Origin of the sequence: Streptodolium elevatio (assembly GCF_040649515.1) — a bacterium.
GTDB lineage: Bacteria > Actinomycetota > Actinomycetes > Streptomycetales > Streptomycetaceae > Yinghuangia > Yinghuangia elevatio.
Genome location: NZ_JBEZFP010000179.1, coordinates 1 through 17,605, shown reverse-complemented (window position 1 = coordinate 17,605; position 17,605 = coordinate 1). Strand labels below are relative to the sequence as shown.

At 71.9% G+C, this 17,605-nt stretch carries 13 protein-coding genes, 1 tRNA gene and 1 pseudogene; 8 read left to right on the top strand and 7 right to left on the bottom strand.

Annotation, left to right across the window (positions count from 1 at the left end; all coding sequences use genetic code 11):
• Positions 1 to 24: 24 nt before the first annotated feature.
• A tRNA-Met gene (locus AB0C36_RS39175) sits at positions 25 to 101 on the bottom strand.
• Between the two features lie 108 nt (positions 102 to 209).
• Positions 210 to 1,193: a hypothetical protein gene (locus AB0C36_RS39170; protein WP_358363646.1), complete on the bottom strand. Its 984-nt coding sequence runs from the start codon at positions 1,191 to 1,193 to the stop codon at positions 210 to 212.
• A gap of 782 nt (positions 1,194 to 1,975) precedes the next feature.
• On the opposite strand from AB0C36_RS39170, the gene AB0C36_RS39165 reads away from it, so the two are divergent.
• Both AB0C36_RS39165 and AB0C36_RS39160 read left to right on the top strand, forming a co-directional pair.
• Positions 1,976 to 2,518 carry an Asp23/Gls24 family envelope stress response protein gene (locus AB0C36_RS39165; RefSeq protein WP_358363644.1) on the top strand — a complete coding sequence of 181 codons (543 nt, stop codon included), beginning with the start codon at positions 1,976 to 1,978 and terminating at the stop codon, positions 2,516 to 2,518.
• A gap of 298 nt (positions 2,519 to 2,816) precedes the next feature.
• Complete coding sequence (locus tag AB0C36_RS39160) at positions 2,817 to 3,449, top strand: M15 family metallopeptidase (RefSeq protein WP_358363643.1); 633 nt, start codon at positions 2,817 to 2,819, stop codon at positions 3,447 to 3,449.
• A gap of 129 nt (positions 3,450 to 3,578) precedes the next feature.
• Here AB0C36_RS39160 and AB0C36_RS39155 read toward each other — a convergent pair whose 3' ends face one another.
• The 5 genes from AB0C36_RS39155 to AB0C36_RS39135 form a co-directional block, all read right to left on the bottom strand.
• Positions 3,579 to 5,441, bottom strand: a complete 1,863-nt coding sequence (locus tag AB0C36_RS39155) for a PLL family lectin (RefSeq protein ID WP_358363642.1) — start codon at positions 5,439 to 5,441, stop codon at positions 3,579 to 3,581.
• 310 nt (positions 5,442 to 5,751) lie between these two features.
• Positions 5,752 to 6,645, bottom strand: a complete 894-nt coding sequence (locus AB0C36_RS39150; protein ID WP_358363640.1) for an IclR family transcriptional regulator — start codon at positions 6,643 to 6,645, stop codon at positions 5,752 to 5,754.
• Positions 6,646 to 6,820: 175 nt separating this feature from the next.
• Positions 6,821 to 8,440: an FAD-dependent oxidoreductase gene (locus tag AB0C36_RS39145; RefSeq protein WP_358363639.1), complete on the bottom strand. Its 1,620-nt coding sequence runs from the start codon at positions 8,438 to 8,440 to the stop codon at positions 6,821 to 6,823.
• A gap of 63 nt (positions 8,441 to 8,503) precedes the next feature.
• Positions 8,504 to 9,271, bottom strand: coding sequence for a glucose 1-dehydrogenase (locus AB0C36_RS39140; RefSeq protein WP_358363637.1), 768 nt, complete (start codon positions 9,269 to 9,271; stop codon positions 8,504 to 8,506).
• Positions 9,272 to 9,636: 365 nt separating this feature from the next.
• Positions 9,637 to 10,224, bottom strand: a complete 588-nt coding sequence (locus AB0C36_RS39135) for a GNAT family N-acetyltransferase (RefSeq protein WP_358363636.1) — start codon at positions 10,222 to 10,224, stop codon at positions 9,637 to 9,639.
• A 903-nt stretch (positions 10,225 to 11,127) separates the two neighbouring features.
• Here AB0C36_RS39135 and AB0C36_RS39130 point away from each other — a divergent pair.
• From AB0C36_RS39130 to AB0C36_RS39105, 6 genes and pseudogenes are all read left to right on the top strand, one after another.
• Positions 11,128 to 11,274 (top strand): hypothetical protein, encoded by a 147-nt coding sequence (locus AB0C36_RS39130; protein WP_358363635.1) that lies wholly within the window; start codon positions 11,128 to 11,130, stop codon positions 11,272 to 11,274.
• 160 nt (positions 11,275 to 11,434) lie between these two features.
• Positions 11,435 to 12,286 carry a universal stress protein gene (locus AB0C36_RS39125; protein WP_358363633.1) on the top strand — a complete coding sequence of 284 codons (852 nt, stop codon included), beginning with the start codon at positions 11,435 to 11,437 and terminating at the stop codon, positions 12,284 to 12,286.
• A gap of 79 nt (positions 12,287 to 12,365) precedes the next feature.
• Positions 12,366 to 13,487 (top strand): acetate/propionate family kinase, encoded by a 1,122-nt coding sequence (locus AB0C36_RS39120; RefSeq protein ID WP_358363631.1) that lies wholly within the window; start codon positions 12,366 to 12,368, stop codon positions 13,485 to 13,487.
• Positions 13,488 to 13,806: 319 nt separating this feature from the next.
• Positions 13,807 to 14,202 (top strand): hypothetical protein, encoded by a 396-nt coding sequence (locus AB0C36_RS39115; protein ID WP_358363629.1) that lies wholly within the window; start codon positions 13,807 to 13,809, stop codon positions 14,200 to 14,202.
• Positions 14,203 to 14,267: 65 nt separating this feature from the next.
• Positions 14,268 to 16,481, top strand: a complete 2,214-nt coding sequence (locus AB0C36_RS39110) for a P-loop NTPase family protein (RefSeq protein ID WP_358363627.1) — start codon at positions 14,268 to 14,270, stop codon at positions 16,479 to 16,481.
• An 18-nt stretch (positions 16,482 to 16,499) separates the two neighbouring features.
• A pseudogene (locus tag AB0C36_RS39105) lies at positions 16,500 to 17,605 on the top strand (hypothetical protein); the annotation flags it as partial.

The following is a 17,605-nucleotide window of genomic DNA, read 5'->3' as shown; positions in this document are numbered from 1 at the left end:
CGGCGATTGCCGGGCCCTCAACGGTGGTAGCGGGGACAGGATTTGAACCTGCGACCTCTGGGTTATGAGCCCAGCGAGCTACCGAACTGCTCCACCCCGCGTCGGTGTGATCACTCTAGCGTGTGAACGGGGTCGCGCTTGACCATCGCACGCGCCGCGCACCCGATCAACGGGCCATAGTGGGGCAATTCGACACGCCGCAGCGTGCGTCAGGGAAGTTCTTCCAGTCCGATCCGGTACCAGGCACGCCCGCAGAGCACGTGAAGATCGGCGCCCTGGCTGAACATCCGCCACCTGTCGGGCAGCGGAGAGCCGTCGGGCAGGACGAGGCGAAACCCGGCCGTCGGATGGAAACGGCCGTCGGCGAGCCTGCCGGTCACCTGGAGGAGGTCGTAGTTGTGATCGCGGCCGAACGCGGCCACCCGGTCCGCGCCGACCAGCAGGGCATGGATTCTGGACAAGGCGTCCTGAGCCCAGCCGACGACTTGTTCGTCCTGGATCCGCACGATGGGTTCGCCCTTTTCGTAGGAGACCCAGGCCGTCTCCCCGTCGACGTTGAGTGCGGGCGCACCCCACATGGATCCCCACTGGTCCGAGGAGTACGACCATTCGCGCCGCAGGTCCGGGCCGAAACGCACGAGGCCGGACGCCCCGACCGGCGGCGGCGCCCCGTCCCGCCCCCATCCGAAATTGCCGAAGATGCCCTCGTCGAAGTAGCGGACCCAGGAGTTCCCGCCCGGCGTCGTGAAGACTCCCCCGATCCCGTCGCCGAACACGCCGTCGGCCACCACCTGTCCGTCCGCGTCGTACGCGACGGCGTTCCGCTCCGGCCCCTCCGGCTCCGGCCGCCACAAGGCCCGGGTGCCCACCAGCAATACCCGGCCCGCGGGCAGGAGTTGGACGTACGGATGTGAGACCGTCAGCCTCGGGATCCGCGCGGCCTCGACGGGCCCGGGTGCGTGCACGGTGACCCGCGCGGACACCTCCGCCGACATCCGCGTCTCGGGGAAGGAGACGCCGGACGGCGCGGTGATCCGCGTCCGGGTCGCCTCGGCGGAAGCCCGCGCCGTCCACAGCACGACGAGCCGACCGCCGGGGGCGAGCCCGACGGACACCGGCTCGTCGGTCACGTCGCCGCCCGCCCCCGGCTCCAGCACCGCGTGATGCCGCAAGCGCACCGCGACTTCGTCCACGTCGACCCCGTTCCGTAGCCCGGTCCACCGTCACGGACCGTCCGGTTCGCAACGGTAATCGAGTCGACGTGGGAGGGTCGGCGCGATGATCCCGGCGGCATCTGCACTGCGGTGCATCACCAGCAGCCTCGTGTCCGAGCCGCCGAGGACGGCGTTGCGGATGCCGCCGCGTCCCTGGGCGTGTGCGGCGACCTTCTTGCGGCGGGGACCGCGATCAGCAGGCACACCCCGGCGCGGCACCACCACCCGACGACGAACGCAGGTGACCGCGGTGAGAACTCGTGGTCCCCACATCGGTTTTGGGGCCCCGACCTGGAGTAGGGTGGGGCTCGTCGAGGATATTTCGTACGCCGACCCAGATATCGGCCTCGTTCGCGGCGAGCACAAGCGCCGGACGGGTTCGTGCCTTTCCGGAGGCAGCAGGTCGGCACCATGAGCATCCTCACCGCCACCGACGACCGCCTCTCGGCGACAGTCCGGACACATCGCACCATCCCCGCCACCCGCCTCACCCTGGCGCGGTTCGGCCGGCACGACCGATCGCCGCGTCAGGCGACGGCGACGCCGGGGCCCGGAATGACGCGGATCCCTCTCGTACAGCGCTGAGCGGCGCCGACATCTTCACGGTGTCCGCGTACGCCCGCATCCCCCGCCGCGGCAGAGGCCGCCACCATGCGTCGCCGTGCGTCGCCGTACGTCGCCGGCAGCTCCCGCGCGCACCGCCGACAGCACCAATCCCCTTTAATCGCACGCCCGTTCACTCATCCAGGAGGTGGCTTCGCATGACGGAGTCGACCAGCACCGCGACGAACAACCCGACACCGACCGGCCCGACACCGACCAGGCCGTCCACCCAGGCACTGACCCGCCCCGACCCGCGCAAGCGCCTCGCCGAGAACGGCGCGGACAGCGCACCGCCCACCCCCCGGGAACCGGCTGCGAGCCGCGGCAAGACCAGCGTCGCGGACGGCGTGGTCGAGAAGATCGCCGGCATGGCCGCCCGCGAGGTCCCCGGCGTGCACGCCATGGGCGGCGGGTTCGCCCGCACCTTCGGCGCCATGCGCGACCGCGTCCCCGGCACCACCGCCAACGTCAGCCGCGGCGTCCGCGTCGAGGTCGGCGAGAAGCAGACCGCCGTCGACCTGGAACTCGTCGTCGAATACGGCGTCACCATCACCGACGTCGCGGGCGGCGTACGCGCCAACGTCATCGACGCGGTAGAGCGCATGACCGGCCTCCAGGTCGTCGAGGTGAACATCTCCGTCAACGACGTCCACCTCCCCGACGACGAGTCGACGGACGGCACCGAACCGCGCGTCCAGTAGCCGCCACCGCGCCGCGACCGGGCCGGGACGCCGGCACCTCCGCACCCGACGCACCATCAGCTCGGTAGGAGATGCCGAACCTTCGGCGGTCGAAGCCGCAGCCGCAGCGGTCGCCGCTGGGGAGCACGCAGGTAATACAGGCGGTACAAGCAACGTTCCCGCGCCCCCGAACGCTCCGTCCTCGCCCCGCTCGCCGGGCCGAGGACGGATCCACGCCCGCAGCGCGCGCCCAAGGCCATTCCGCGCGGATCAGATAGCACGTCGCATGCCGCATCCCCCTCGTCCCTACGCTCTGCGCATGATCCTGCTGAACGATCCCCGGGTCCGCGCGGTCGACATCCACGATTGCGGCGAGCCGCTGGTCGAGATCACAGGTGCGCCCGGGCTACTGCTGGACGACCGGGAAAGGGACCCACACGGGTCCTGGGGGCGGGTACGCACCGGCGTACTCGCACGCCTCTGCACCGCTGCCACCAAACTCCCCGAGGGATTACAGCTGTTGGTAATCGAGGGCCACCGCAGTGCCGCGGAGCAGCAGCGTCGTTTCGAGGCGTACGCCGAAGGCCTGCGCCGCGCCGGAGTCGACGACCCCACGGAACTGCGGTGCCGGACCAGCGCCTTCGTGTCCCCGGTCGAAGTGGCGCCGCACTGCGCGGGCGCCGCGGTCGACGTGACACTCGCCGACCCCGCCGGCCACGAACTCGACATGGGCGGCCCGGTCAACGGCCACCGCAGCGGCCACGAGGCGTCGTGTGCGATGCACGCCACCCACATCTCCCCCCAGGCCCGCCTGCACCGCGACATCCTCACCGCGGCCATGACCGCAGCAGGCTTCGTCAACTACCCCTCAGAGTGGTGGCATTGGTCCCACGGCGACCGCTACTGGGCCCTACTGACCCCACCCCACACCGCCCACTACGGCCCCATCTGACCCGAGACACGCTATCCGCCTGCCTTGGCTGAAGACTGCCTTCTGGCGGATGTGGGTGGGGGCGGGTTGTGCGGGGATTTGTTGGGTTGGGGGCCTGCCCCCGGGGGTTCCGGGGGCAGGGCATTGGGGTCAGGGGATGGTGAGCGGGCTGGCGAACATGGTTGCCTTGTCGCGGGCGTTGATGTCGGGCGGGTTCTTCCTGAGGTTTATGAGTCCGAGGCCGGTCATCAGCGTCGTCTGGTCGTCGAGGCGCCATTCGGGGTGTTGCAGGTCGAGGACGTGTCCGACTTCGTGGGCGTGGAGCCAGCGCATGTCGTACGGGGCGACGACCACGCCGGGCTTGCCTGCCGGGTGGGTGGCGCATCCGTTGATGGCGCCCTGGTTGTCCCGGACTTCGGAAACGATGTAGATGACGATGTCCTTCGGGCCCGCGCCGTTGCGGTGTTTGGCCAGGGTGTTCTGGTCGGCACTGGCCGGAGCCAGGTTTTCGTTGCAGGGGCCCACCCGCACGGTGTTCAGGCCGGGGATGCTGATCTGCTCGGTGCCGACCAGTTCGACGCCGATCTCCACTCTGCCGAACAGGAGGCTCATGTCGGCGATTTGGTTGCGGACCAGCGTCTGGTCGACCGGCATGTTGACGGCTTTGACGTGGACTCGGACACGTTCGTTGGGCCGCCAGGTGGTGCCGACCGTACGGGTCGGGTTGACCCAGAACACGTCCAGGACGTCGGGGCGTCGCGAGACCATGGTCAGGGCTCCGGGCAACGCGCGGTGCGCGGGGGTGGCGTCGGTGGGGCCCCAGCCGCCGGGTACGCGTTCGTCGTATCCGAGACTCTGGACGCGGTTGTCCGCGGCCACCCAGGCCACGTCGAGCTGCCCCGGCGTACGGCTGGCCACGGCCAGGGAGCCGGACTGCGCCGCGCCGGGCCAGGCGATCGGCCAAGGGGCGGGCCAGTTGGCCCAGGGGTTCCACGCGGTGGTGCCGATGCCGCCGTCCGGGCCGATCCAGAACACGTCGAGGTAGTCGGGGCGTCGGGCGACCGCCACCAGCCCGGCGCGGCGGACGGTTGTGTGGTCGCTGATCCGGGCGTGGCCGGCCGGGGCGATGGAACGCGAGGGCCAGTTCGCGTTGACGTTCCACCATGCGGTCGAGACACCGCCGTCGGGGCGGATCCAGAACAGGTCGAGCTGGTCGCGTACGCGCGACACCACGGACAGCGCACCGGCCGGGTACTGGGCGGCGGCGGGTGCGGTGATCGGCCACGGAGCCGGCCAGTCGAGCCAGACGTTCCACACGGTGGTGGCGATGGCGCGATTCGGCTGGATCCAGAACACGTCGAGTTGGCCGGGGTTGCGGGCGACGGCGGCGAGGGCACCCGGGAGGGCCGCCCGCGCGGGTGCGATGGACCGCGGCTGGGACCAGCCGCGGGCGGTGGCGTCCCACCAGGCCGTGGAGACACCGCTGTCCGGACGGATCCAGAACACGTCGAGGTGCTGGGGGTTGCGGGCGACGGCCGCCAGGCCTCCGGCCGAGGCGCCGGTGGCGGCCGAGCCGGGCGGCGCCACCTGGCCGCCGGCCCAGAGGTGGGTGGTGTCGTTCCATGTGGCCGTGTTCACGGCGCCGTCGGAGGCGATCCAGAAGACGTCGAGATGGCCGGGCCCGCGCGCGACCGACGTCATGGTGCTGTTCTCGGCGTTGGCGGCACCCGGCAGCGCGAAGTCCACGCCGCTCCACGCGTGGGCGGACGGCATGGGAGACAGCAGTGCGGTCAGGAGGGCGAGCGCCAAGGCGGCGATCAGTCGCCGGGGAGCGCTGCGCGACAGCCGCGACGCACGCTCGGACCGGCCGACGGAGCCACCGTACGCGCGGCCGCCGCGCCGGGAAGCGCACCGGCCGGGTGCGGCGGTCCCACCGAGAGCGCGGATGATCGGCGCGGCTGTCGCGGTGATTCCGGCACGAGCCGAACCCGCCTGCCACGAAGGTCTGTTCATGGTTCTCCCGTTCTGTGCACGGGCCGCGGAGCGCGGCCGGTCACAGGGGATGTGGCGGCGGACAGCCGGACCTCTCAGGTTTCCGCGAAGTTTTTTCTCATGGCGCGTCGCGGCAGTTGGCGGCGGTGCCGCGGCAAGGGTGCGGGGCCCAGAGGACGCGGCTCGCACGTCGGCCGGAGGAAGCGCTGCCGGGCGGGCGCCGCGGGGAGCAGGCACCGCGGGAGGAGGCACCGCAGGGGCACGCACCGCAGGGGCAGGCGCCGCGGGGGGGGAGGCGCCGCAGAGGCTTCCGGGGGGCCCGAGACGGTGGCTAACGGGTCCAGGGGTTCCAGCCGCCGATGGCCTTGGTTGCCGCCTCGGCCGTCTCGGTGATGGTGCGGGTCCATGTCGCGCAGGTGCGGGTCGGGACGCGGCGCCGGCCGACCACGACGGAGAACGTGTAGTGCTGCGTGCCCTGGTGGTCGTGGACGGGCGCATGGATGGTGGCCACGTCGACGGTCTCGCCCGGGGGCCGGGTGGTGTACTCGTCCCAGTCGGCGGCGGGCAGGTAGTCGCGCAGCGTCGAGACGATGGTGTCCGGCATGCCCGAGGTGACGAGGTTGGCCAGGACGTCGTTGCGGGCGGCCGGCGCCTCGCCGAGGCGTTCGATGAGGAAGCCGGCCTCGCGGGCCTCGCCGGTGAGGCGGCGCAGCGCGGCGCGGGTCGCGGTGACGGGGATGAGCGGGGGCCGGCTCAGCCAGGAATCGACCGCCTGGTCGCCGTTCCACAGGAGTTCGGGCAGGCCGAGCGGCGGGACGGCGGGGAAGCGTTCGCCGACCAGGTCGCGCGGGCGGCCGACGGCGATGGTGCCGGCGCGGCCGACGACCACCATCTCGCCGTCCCGCAGCGCGGTCAGCAGGCAGCTCAGGCCGAGGTCCCGGTGCAGGCCGTGCAGGTACGGCAGCAGCACGTCCAGCGGCGCGACGCCGCCCTCCGCGGCGCGGCCGAGACGGGTGAGCGTCGGTCCGAGCCGGTACGCCTTGTCCTCGCCGCGGTGCACGAAGCCGGTCTCGGTGAGGGTCGTCAGGATGCCGAGGCAGGTGGGCTTGCTCAGTTCGAGCCGGTCCGCGATGACGGCCAGCGACAGGGGTGTCGAGGCGTGCTCGGCGAGGAGGTTGAGGACCTGGGCGACGCGTTCGGTCGGTGGGGAACGCCGCTCGGGCATGGTGTGCGCCTCTTCCGTTCGCCGGGCCGGTACGTACGCGCCGCCCGCCCCGCCGGACGGCGGTGGCGGATGGCGCGTCGGAAGGATTCCACAGACCGTGGCCGGTGTGCCGAGGCGGGTGTCCGCCTCGGCACTTGAACGGGCGGGTCGGCCGAACCCGGCGAAGGGGTGTCGGTCAGACCTGGCGGGCCGGCCGGCTCGCGGCGTGCCGGCCGGCGAGGTAGCCGAAGACCACGCCGCCTGCGATGGTGGCGCCGCCGCTGGGGTACGCCCAGCCGAACAGGTTTGCCGTGGTGTTTCCCGCCGCGTACAGGCCCGGCACGACGCCGCCGCCCTGGCGGCGGACCCGGCCGTCGCGGTCCACGCGCGGGCCGCCGTTGGTGCCGAGCGTGCCGGGGAGGATCTCGACGGCGTAGAACGGCGCCTCGCGCAGCGGCGCCACCCGTCCCGGCGCCATCAGGCCCCGCGTCGTACGGTCGAAGTCGGGGTCCTCGCCCTTCTCGGCGTACTCGTTGTAGCGCGTGACGGTGGCCTCGAGGGCCGCCGGGTCCACGCCGATCCGGCGGGCGAGGTCCTCGACGGTCTCGGCGCGGTGCACCCACTCGGGGTCGGGGCCGCCGGGCAGCATCGACAGGATGCGCTGACTGTCCCGTACGGTGCGGTCGAAGATCAGGTAGGCGGGCCCCGAGTTGGGGAAGCCGACCCCGTCGAAGGCACCGAACAGCTTGGGGAAGTCGTTGTACGGCAGCGCCTCGTTGCCGAAGCGGCGGCCCTCGCGGTTGACGATGATCGACGCGGGCTCGGCGCGGCCCCACTCGAACTGCGGGACGTGTTCACCGTCCCGGGTGATGTCCGGGTCGATCATCGCGGGCGTGCCCCAGTACGAGGTCATGTTGCCCAGTTCGGCGCCGGCGGCGACGGCCATCGTCAGACCGTCGCCGGTGTTGTTGCGCCACGGCGACAGCGGCTGGACGTCGTACCCGATGTGCGCGCGCACCAGCTGCGGGTTCCACTCGAAGCCGCCGCACGCGAGCACGACGCCCTTGCGCGCGCCGACGGTCAACGTCCGGCCCTCGTGTTCCGCGTGGACGCCGACGACCTCGCCGTCGGCGATCACCAGGCTCCGGGTCGGTGTGCCGAGCAGGGTCTCGACACCGCGTTCCAGCAGCCCCTTGAACAGGCGGGCGATGAGTGCGGCGCCCTTGGGGCGGATGTCCTCGGCCTCGCGGCGCGCGAGCTCGGCGAGTAGTTCCGGGGTCTTCGGCGCCATGTCCTCGCTGAGCGTGGTGGCCGCACCGAGCGACATGAGCGTTCCGCGGCTGGCCAACTTGTCCACCCAGTCGGGGAGTTCGCTGCCCACGGGGTACGGGTCCGGCTCGACGGCGCGGCCCGGGAGCGAGCGGCTGCCGGGGAGTTCCCACGTACGGTAGTAGTCGACGAGCGCGGTGACGTGGGTGCGTAGCGGCGTGTGGTCCTCGAGGTAGCGCAGGGTCTGTGGTGCGGTGTCGACGAAGACTTCGAGGAGTTCCGGGTCGTGCTCACGTCCCCCGGCGATCGCGCGGATGTAGGCGAGCGCGTCCTCGCGGTTGTCGGTCCCCTCGGCCATGTGGTGGTTCCCCGGCAGCCACATGACGCCACCCGAAACGGCGGTGGTGCCGCCGAGTTGGTCGGCCTTCTCGAGGACGAGGACTTCCGCGCCGCCGTCGTGGGCGAGCGTGGCGGCGGTCAACGCGGCGCCGCCCGAACCGACCACGATCACGTCGACGACGCGGTCCCACTGCTGGGTGTCACTCATGTGCGGTGTGCTCCAAGGAAGTTGAGAGAGCGCGCCGGGCGCGCGGGTCGGTTCGGGGTCGCCTCAGGCACCCGGGCCCGCCGTCCATCCGCCGTCGAAGACGAACTCCGATCCGGTGGAGTACGACGACTCGTCGGACGCGAGGAACAGCGCGAGGCTCGCTGCCTCGTCGACGGTGCCGATACGGCGAAGCGGCAGTGCGGCCATCGGGTCCATGCCGAGCCCCTTGGCCATCTCGATGCCGGCTCTGGCCATGTCGGTGTCGATGGCTCCCGGGTGCATCGAGTTGACCCGGACGCCGAGCGGCCCCAGTTCGATGGCGGCCGACTTGGTGAGCCCGCGGATCGCGAACTTGGTGGCCACGTACGCGCTGGTGTGCGCGGCTCCGACCAGGCCGTTCATGGAGGACACATTGATGATCGACCCGCCGCCGGCCGCGGTGATGGCCGGTGCGGCGGTACGGATGCCGAGGAAGCAGCCGAGCAGGTTGATCTCCACCACGCGCATGAAGTCGGCGGTGGTGGTGTCGGAGATCGCGGCGAAGTGGTTGACGCCCGCGTTGTTGACGAGCACGTCGAGCTTGCCGAACCGTTCGGTTGCCAGGTCGACGGCGGCCGCCCACTGCTGCTCGTCGCGTACGTCCAGCCCGGTGTACACGGCGTCGGCGCCCAGCTCGGCGGCGACCTGCATGCCGTCGTCGTCCAGCACGTCGGCGAGCACGACCTTCGCCCCCTCGGCTACGAACCGCCGTGCATGGGCGGCCCCCTGGCCCTTCGCCGCGCCGGTGACCAAGGCGACCTTGCCGACCAGGCGGCCGGTGTCTCGCTCCACGAGCTGTCCCTCTCCGTTGCACTCCCGCGCTCGCCCAGGCCCCTGGGCGAGCGCGCGTACCGTCGCTCACTGGATTTCATATATGAAACGCTTGTTACAAACAAGCGTCACCTGATGGAGCGTCAGCCAACCTGCCGGTCGAGGGCCGCCGCTCAGGGCATGGCGGTGCCGCCGTTCACCCGCCGAAACCGGCCGGTGCCGGCCCGGGACGCCGGGGAGGCAAGGGAACAAAAAAGGGCGCAGGCGACGTGGTCGTCGCTGCCGATGCGCAGTAGCGCGGCGCCTCGATGTCCGAGGCGCCCTGCGGGTCCCGCACCCCGGATCAGTTGGTCAGCTGATCAGCGGCGTCCGGCCCCCGGGTGCGGTCAAGAGACCAGGCTGTGGCTCCACACCTCGTGCTCGGAACCCACGTCGTCGGCCCCGAGGTGTTCGATCCTGGTCCAACGCCACGCCCGCAGCGCACCGAGAGCGGGCGCGTTCGACGCGTCGACGAATGCCACCGCCAAGGCTGCGTCACAACGGCTCAGCAGCAGTTCCATCAGCGAGGTGCCCACACCGCGGCGCCGGTACGCGGGCAGGACCATCAGATCGGCGATGACGAACACGCGTCCCGAAGCGGTGAGTTCCTCGATGTGCCGGGGCAACCGACCGAGCGCGCCGCGCCAGTGGTCGCCCTCGCGTCCCATCGGGAAGCCGTACGCGCAGCCCGCCGCCCCCGCGACGCTGCCGGCAAGGGCCATCTCGAACCCGGGCCGCTGGTTGTCGGAAGCGAAGCGTCCGAGGAACTCCTGCCGGTCCCGGAACTCCTCGCCCCGCTCCCCCCGGTACGCCTCCACCGCCAGGTCCGCGACCGACTCACGCTGCTGTTCGGCCTGCCAGCGGGTCAATCCGCGAAGGAAGACCTCGGCCGTCTCCGCGCCCCTCGGGCGCGGGTCTTCCGCTGCTGTCGCCATGTCGGCTCCCTTCCCGCCCACGCATCCGGACCACGTCGGTGCCGACGATCGACTGTCGCTTTCACGGGTGTTCGCGGCGGTGCCGACCGGGCCGAGGATCGACGTGATCACCGGAGCATTGCCGACGACCGGAACACGGAACGAGGTGAAATCCGCAACGAGCAGGAACAGCACCGGTCGAGGCCGCGGGGTCTCGGCGATTCGGCACGGAGCGCATCGCCCCGAGAGGCGGTGACCCGACGCCGTACTTGACAGTCAACGGTGACCGGCCGCCGCTGTCAACGCGTTGGCGGCGGCCCGGTTCGCCGTCCGGAATGGGGCCGGGCGCGACACCTGCTGATATGCGCACCCTTTGAGACGATACGCCGCAGCTCTATCCGCGGCCCCTGCTTGGGTCTACGGTGAGGCCTACAGCCCCCGCCCACGGTTAAGGACGGCATGCGTCCGCCGGGGAGGCGTACGGGACCCTCCGAATGTTCGACAGACGCGTCGCCCTCCCGGGCCCCGCCACGACCGCCCGACGACACCGACACGCGCAGCGGCGCGCAGCGCCGATCACGCACGGCCGCGGCTCTGTTCGCGGCATCATGACAAGGCTGAGCGGTGGATGTCCGCTTTGCCGCCCACTGCGCGGAACCGACAACCCGCTGCCGTGTGTTCACGATGTCCACGTCATGATTTCGCCGACGCGCGCAGGCACGTCCCGGGCCGGCGCTGACCAGGTGGAGCCACGACCGCTCGCGCTCGGCACTACAAGGGCCATGGGAGACGCCGGACGACGTGATCCGCATCCCGACCCGCCGGACGACCGGTCCTTCACCACGGAAACGCCACAACTCAAAAGGGAGCAACGGTCATGGGCATCGTCGCCTGGATCTTCCGCAGCAGGCAAGGAACAGAGCGGTGAACCTCGCGCGCATCGTCGAGATTCTCGGCTCCCAGCGCATAGAGCGCCTGCCCGGGTTCTGGCTCCACCGGCAGGTCGCACAGTCGCCCGCTCCGCCGCCGCGTACGGCCGCCCCGGCCGACGGGGCGGCCCAACCGAAGTGACGGCGCCTAACGTCTCGTCCGGTCGTTCCGCGGGAGCGCGGTGCGTCGCCGCCAACGCCGCGTTCCTCGAACCGTGGTCGTGCATCGTCGCCCGAACCGAGATCGCCCTGGTGCGTCCGGGCGGGCCGCCCGCCGGGCCGCACCCTTAACGGAGGCCACCATGACCGTGCACGCCCCCCACATCACCGTTGCCGTGGACAGATCCCGGTACGCCGACGACGCCCTGGCATGGGCTACCGGCCAAGCCGAGCGGCGCCACGTCGCCCTCCGCATCCTCCATGCGTGGGTGCCGATGACGGCCGGCACCCACGACGCCCGGCTGACCACCGCGCAGCACATCCTCGCAAGGGCGCAGACGCGGGCGTACGATCTCGCCCCCGACCTCGACGTCACCACACTCGCGCCCGCGGACCTCACCGGATCCGCACTCAGCACGGAGAGCAGGCACACTCGCCTGCTCGTCCTCGGCTCCCGGGGCCGCGGCGGGTTCCGCGGCCTGCTGCTCGGGTCCACCAGCCTCACCGCGGCGGCCACCGCCGATTGCCCGGTCGTGGTGGTCCGCCGAAGGTCGACGCAGGACGAGCGGCAGCGCTCCGCGGACGTCGTGGTGGGCGTCGACGCGGGCGAACCGGCCGATGCCCTCCTGGACTTCGCCTTCGAGGAGGCGGCCACGCGACCCGGTGCGCGGCTCCAACTCGTGTACGCGCAATCCATGGGCGCGTCGGCATGGACGGGCGGCAGGACGCCTGCTCCCGACGACGTCACAGCCGACCTGGACCAGGTGCTCGGCGCGGCGACGGCGGCCTGGTCGGCGAAGTACCCGGAGGTCGAGGTGATCCGTCAGCCCGTCCACGCCGCGCCCGCCGGCGTACTGGTCGACGTCTCCGCACGAGTCGCCCTGACGGTGGTCGGCCGCAAACTCACCGGCAGTCTGCTCGGCCTGCGCCTCGGCCCGGTCGCGCACGCGGTGCTGCTCCACGCCCACGGCCCGGTCGCCGTCGTGCCGTTCTGACGCCGAGCGCGGCGGCATCGACGACGACCGTACCGACGACCGGGCCGTGCCCGGATGAACCGATATCGAGGAACTGAACATGCGTGTACTTGCCGTGAACGCGGGATCGGCCGGCCTGAAGCTGAGCCTTCTGAACGATGATGTCGTCGAGGAGAGCGCCGAACTCCCCGCAGATCAGCACGGTTTCGACGTCCACGAACTCGGCGCGCTGCTCAAGACCTGGCCCACGCCGGACGCGATCGGTCACCGCATCGCGCACGGCGGTGCGTACTACTCCACCCCGGTCCGCGTCGACGCCGCGGTACGGGACGTGCTGTACGAGTTGTCCGATCTGGCCCCGCCGCACCAGGCCCTCGCCCTCGCGGCGCTGGACGCCGTCGCCGCACTCCTTCCGGAAGTCGGCGCGGTGGCCTGCTTCGACACCGCGTTCCATGCCGGCATCCCGGCGGCGGCCGCGACGTACGCCGTGCCCTCGGATTGGCGGGAGCGGTACGCGGTGCGCCGCTACGGCTGCCACGGCCTGTCACACGCCTACGCCGCCGCCCACGCCGCGCACTTGCTCGACCGGCCGTTGCACGGCATGCGGATCGTGACCTGCCACCTGGGCGCGGACGCCTCGCTCGCGGCGGTCCTCGACGGCCGCAGCGTGGACACCACCACGGGATTCACGCCGCAGGAGGGCCTGGTCACGGCGACCCGGTCCGGCACGGTGGACCCCGGTCTGGTGCTCTGGATGCACGAGCACGGAGGGTTGTCCGTACGCGAGATCACCGCCACGCTGCGGGAGCGGTCCGGTCTCACCGCATTGACCGGAACGGGTGACATGCGCGCGGTCGAGGCGGCGGCTGCCCGGGACGACCGCGCGGCCAGGCTCGCCCTCGACGTCTACACCCACCGACTCGTCGGCGGCATCGCGGCGATGGCGGCCGCCACCGGCGGAATCGACGCCCTCGTGTTCACCGGCGGAGTGGGCGAGAAGTCACCCACCGTGCGTCAGCGGGCTGCCGAACGCCTCGGGTTCCTGGGTGTCTTCGTCGAACGCCGGCGCAACGCCACCACCCGCGGGGACGGGGACATATCCACTGCGGAGGCAGCGGTACGGACGTTGGTCGTCACGGCGAGGGAGGATCTCCGTATCTCCCAGGAGACCCGCAAGTTGCTCGAGCGCCGCAGCGGCCGGAATGGGCGCGCGCCTGTCTGACACTTGTCCGATCACAAGGCTGAACGGACACCTCACCGGGCTGAACCCGGCCGCGGTTTCTCTCAGTTGGACGGACGGGGCGCGTTGGCTTCGTTCGGCGCTTCGGAGTTGGCCGTTTGTGTGCGTCGCGCTCACGTCGCACCCGCATCGCGCGCTGGTGGCGCCCTGGCTGCGCCCTCGCGCCCTGGTCGCGCCCTCGTCGCGCCCTCGTCCCGCCGACGCGGATTCCGGAAAAGCGCGCGCAGATCCCATCCAAGTGGTTTACCCTTGCTAGCCAAGCATTTTGCGGTGCCTCATGGGCACAAGCGGGGGGATTGCCATGGATCCGGTGACTGCTGTCGCGGCCGCGACTGTCGCGCTCTTGGCCAAGGGTGCTCTGGAGAGCGCGGGCCAGGAAGCGGGGCGCTCGGGATGGTCGGGCGGCGCCCGGCTCCTGGCGCGGATCCGTGCGCGGTTCCGCGGGGACCCCGCCGCCGAAGCCGCGCTGGACGAGGTCACCCGCGCGCCGGACGACGAAAGCGCCCGACAGGTCCTGGAGTTGACGCTCGCCACCCACATGCGGAGCGACCGCGCCTTCGAGGACGAGGTCCGCCGGATGGTGGACGAGAGCGTCGCCGGGACCGGCAACACCACACAGGTCAACGCGGCTGTGATCAAGAACGCCCAGGTGTTCAACGAGAAGGTCGAGATCCAGGGCGACTGGAACATCTCCTAGCAATCCGGAGACCACCCCACGTGGTTCGCCCCGCGCCGTCACCAAGCCCGGAAGTCCTCGACCCGTTGAGCTCAGACACAGCAGCCGAGCCGCGCCCGGCCGAACGTCCGGCAACCGCCGACGCAACGGCGGTCACCGCTCCTCCCGCAGGCACCTCCTCCCCAGCTGATCCACGCCCGCCGAACGACGAATCGGACGGCCCGGTCAGCGAGTCGGACGCGCTGCGTTCGCTCGCCTCGGGAGCAGGGGCCGACGCCGACGAGCGCTCCGAGGCGCAGCAGGCATCCGCTCTCGCCGACCTCATCGCGGCGCGCCTGAACGCCGACGCGTCGGGAACCCGTATCGGCACGCTCGCGCTTTTCAACGACACCGTCAGTTTCGGCGGCGGCTTCCACACCGGGGGTGCCCGGGTCGCGCCGAGCGCCCGGCACAGTGGCGCTTCCGCGGTGATCGACGGCATCGAACTGGACGACTACACGAAGCGGTTCGTACAGCCGACGGGCTACGCAGCGGCCGTCGAGGGCCTGTCCGGACAGGGCCTCCTCGTGCTGACCGGGCCGCCGGGCAGCGGACGTACCGCCACCGCGGTCAACGTGCTCTCCGAGGCCGTCGCGCTCGGCGGCACCCCCGACGGTGGCTGCCACCGGCTGCTCGACCCGTCGGCCTTGTCCGAACCCGGTTGGGTACCTCCCGCGAAGAACCGCGGCTACGTCGTCGAGATCGACGAAGGTTCGTCGGCCGCCGGAAAGTTCGGGGTACGCCAACTGACGTCCGTGGCGGGCGCGGTACGCGCGGCCGGCTGCCACCTCGTCCTGACCGGCGGCCACGACCTCGCGCTCGCGGTCGCCGACACCGACGGCGGAGAGCCGTTCGCCCACCACGAACTCGCCCCGATCGACCCGCTGGTGATCCTGGAACACCGGGTGCTTGGCGCCGGCCCCGGAACCGCTGCGCGGGCTCGGCTGCGCGCACGCCTGGAATCCGGCGGCGTCGTCGGCGCCTTGCGGGAGCAGCCGGCCGCCCGGCACGCCGCGCGGTTCGCCTCGGTGATCACCGCCGGAGGCGACCTGCACGCCGAGGTCGCGGCCCTGCGCGACCCCGGAGACCAGGTCCGGTCCTGGTTCCGGCGGCACCGGGAACCGGCGGCCGTCGCCTTCGCCCTGGCCGCGGCCGTGCTCGAAGAGAGCAGCTACCTGACCGTCGCCGACGCCGCGGTGAAGCTGCACACGGCGCTGACCCCGCCCGAACCGGCCCCGCCGGACCTGCGGTTCGCGGACCGCATCGGGCACGAACAGCAGTGGATCCGGCTCGATTCCACCGGCTCGGGCCCGCCCCGGGTCCGGTTCCGGGGCCCGCTGCTCGGCAATGCCGTGCTGCTGCACGCCTGGAACACCCTGGACGGACGCCGTGAGGCGTTCCTCGAATGGCTGCGCCGCATGCTCGGCCACCGCGACATCGAGGTCCGGGCCCGTGCCGCGGTCGCCGCCGGCGTCCTCATCTGGGCGGACCGGCACTACGCGGTGCACCGGTTCCTCACCGCCTGGGCGGGCAGTACGTCGTGGCCGCAACGGCAGGCCGCGGCGACCGCGCTGGGGGTGGCAGGCCGGCAGCTGGAATCCGCCGACGCGGTCTGGGAGTTGCTGGGCGAATGGGCGCGAGGCGGCAACAGCGCGTACCAACGGCGCCTCGCCGGGACCGCGGCGAACGCGGCGGGCGGCTTCCTCGGGCGCGCGGCCCCGGACCGTGCGGTGCAGGTCCTGAAGAGCGCGCTCGACCGCGGCGACGACTGGGGCACGTTGCCGTCGGTCGCCTGGGGCGGCGTGCACCTCGTCCACCAAGGGCAGGCAGGCGCGGTCCTCGGCGCGTACCTGGACTGGTCCGAGCCCGAGGACCAGTCCCCCATGGTCGTCAAGACGCTGTCCGCCTTCGTCTTCGCGGTCTCCCAGCCGTACCGGCCGCCATCCCCGGCCCCCGGGATCCCGGGAGTTCCGGTGCTGCTCAGCTCATTGCCGGAACACTCCGAGGCAATGGCCGAGTTGTGGGCCCGCGCGCTGGCCAGACGTCCGGTGCAGGACTCCGCGTTGGCCGCCTTGCGGGAGTGGATCGACACCTACGCGCCTCTGTGCCCCGGAAGCCACGAGACCATCGCGGCACTGCTCGCCCAGGTCGCCCGCAAGCGGGGCAGGCACCGCGAACGGCTCCTCTGGTGGCTCGACAAGTGGGCGGGGGACGACGACCGACCGTCGGAGTACGCGGCATGGCTGCGCCGCCGCATCTGAACCGGCTTGGAGAATCGAGTGAGCGAGGTGCCAGACCACACCGTGCAGAAGCAGACGTACGACCCGGTCCTCGACGTCATGGAGCCGTCGAGGTGGCGCCTGACGACTCCGCTGCGCCCGCCGGGCCCAGGCCGTGCGCTGGTCCTGGTCCGCGACGACGGCTCTCCGCTCGCCGTGCACGCCGGGGACGAGATCCCGTCGCCGCGCTACGGGGGCTACCGCAAGGTGTTCACCGTCGACCTCGGCGAACACCGCCTCGTCCTGGACATCCCCCTGCTCAGTCGCGACCCGGCGTTCTCCTTCCGCAGCCGCGTCGACCTGGTCTGCAAGGTGACCTCGCCGACCGAGATCGTCACCCGCGGCATCCGCGACATGAGCGGCGCCATGTACGGCTACCTGCGCAAGCTGCTGCGCGAGGTGGCGCGCTGCTACGACATCGCCGAGTTCCACGAGGCCGAGACCGCGCTGAACGCCGCGCTCGGCTCGTTCACCGGCGACGACGCCGTCCGGCTGCGCAACATCCATGTGGAACTGCTGGTCGACGAGGACGAGATCGCCACCAGCGGACGCGAATTCCGCGACGTGGTCCGGGATACCCGGCTTGCGCGCATGCGGCGCGGGCGGCACGTCGAGATGCTCCGCGACGAGGGCATCGAGGGGCTCATCGCCGAGATCGTGGAGCGGGAGGGGCCGCGCGCGGCACTCGCCTGGATCGAGAAGGACGAAGCCGAGAAGCGCGCGGTCAAGAGCGAGGTCCTGCGGATGGTCCTGGAGCGCGGCGACGCCGACCGCGAGCCCTTCGAACAGGCCGAGCTGGAACGCGCGGTCCTGGCGGCGGCACTCCGGGACGGGGAGGACGGCTTCGGTGCGCCGATGCGGCGCGGACGACTCGGCGGTTCGTCGGCACGGGCCCTGGAGCCGGGCCCGGCCGAACCCGCGGAAGCGGCGCCCGAACCACCGCTCGTCAGCGGGGAAGTAGTTCGTGAGTCCCCCGACCGGCGTGGTGGCGGCCGGGTTTCCGGGGCCGGCCGCGAGCCCGGGGCCGCGCGCGAGCCTGGGGCCGCGCGCCAGCCCCGTTCCCGACCTTTGCCCGGTGCCGGACGCACGCCTGGTGCCGGGAGAAA

Coding starts and splice junctions, on each gene's coding strand:
- AB0C36_RS39165 (WP_358363644.1), top strand. CDS start 1,976: ATGACGGAGTCGACCAGCACCGCGACGAACAACCCGACACCGACCGGC.
- AB0C36_RS39160 (WP_358363643.1), top strand. CDS start 2,817: ATGATCCTGCTGAACGATCCCCGGGTCCGCGCGGTCGACATCCACGAT.
- AB0C36_RS39155 (WP_358363642.1), bottom strand. CDS start 5,441: ATGAACAGACCTTCGTGGCAGGCGGGTTCGGCTCGTGCCGGAATCACC.
- AB0C36_RS39150 (WP_358363640.1), bottom strand. CDS start 6,645: ATGCCCGAGCGGCGTTCCCCACCGACCGAACGCGTCGCCCAGGTCCTC.
- AB0C36_RS39145 (WP_358363639.1), bottom strand. CDS start 8,440: ATGAGTGACACCCAGCAGTGGGACCGCGTCGTCGACGTGATCGTGGTC.
- AB0C36_RS39135 (WP_358363636.1), bottom strand. CDS start 10,224: ATGGCGACAGCAGCGGAAGACCCGCGCCCGAGGGGCGCGGAGACGGCC.
- AB0C36_RS39125 (WP_358363633.1), top strand. CDS start 11,435: ATGACCGTGCACGCCCCCCACATCACCGTTGCCGTGGACAGATCCCGG.
- AB0C36_RS39120 (WP_358363631.1), top strand. CDS start 12,366: ATGCGTGTACTTGCCGTGAACGCGGGATCGGCCGGCCTGAAGCTGAGC.
- AB0C36_RS39115 (WP_358363629.1), top strand. CDS start 13,807: ATGGATCCGGTGACTGCTGTCGCGGCCGCGACTGTCGCGCTCTTGGCC.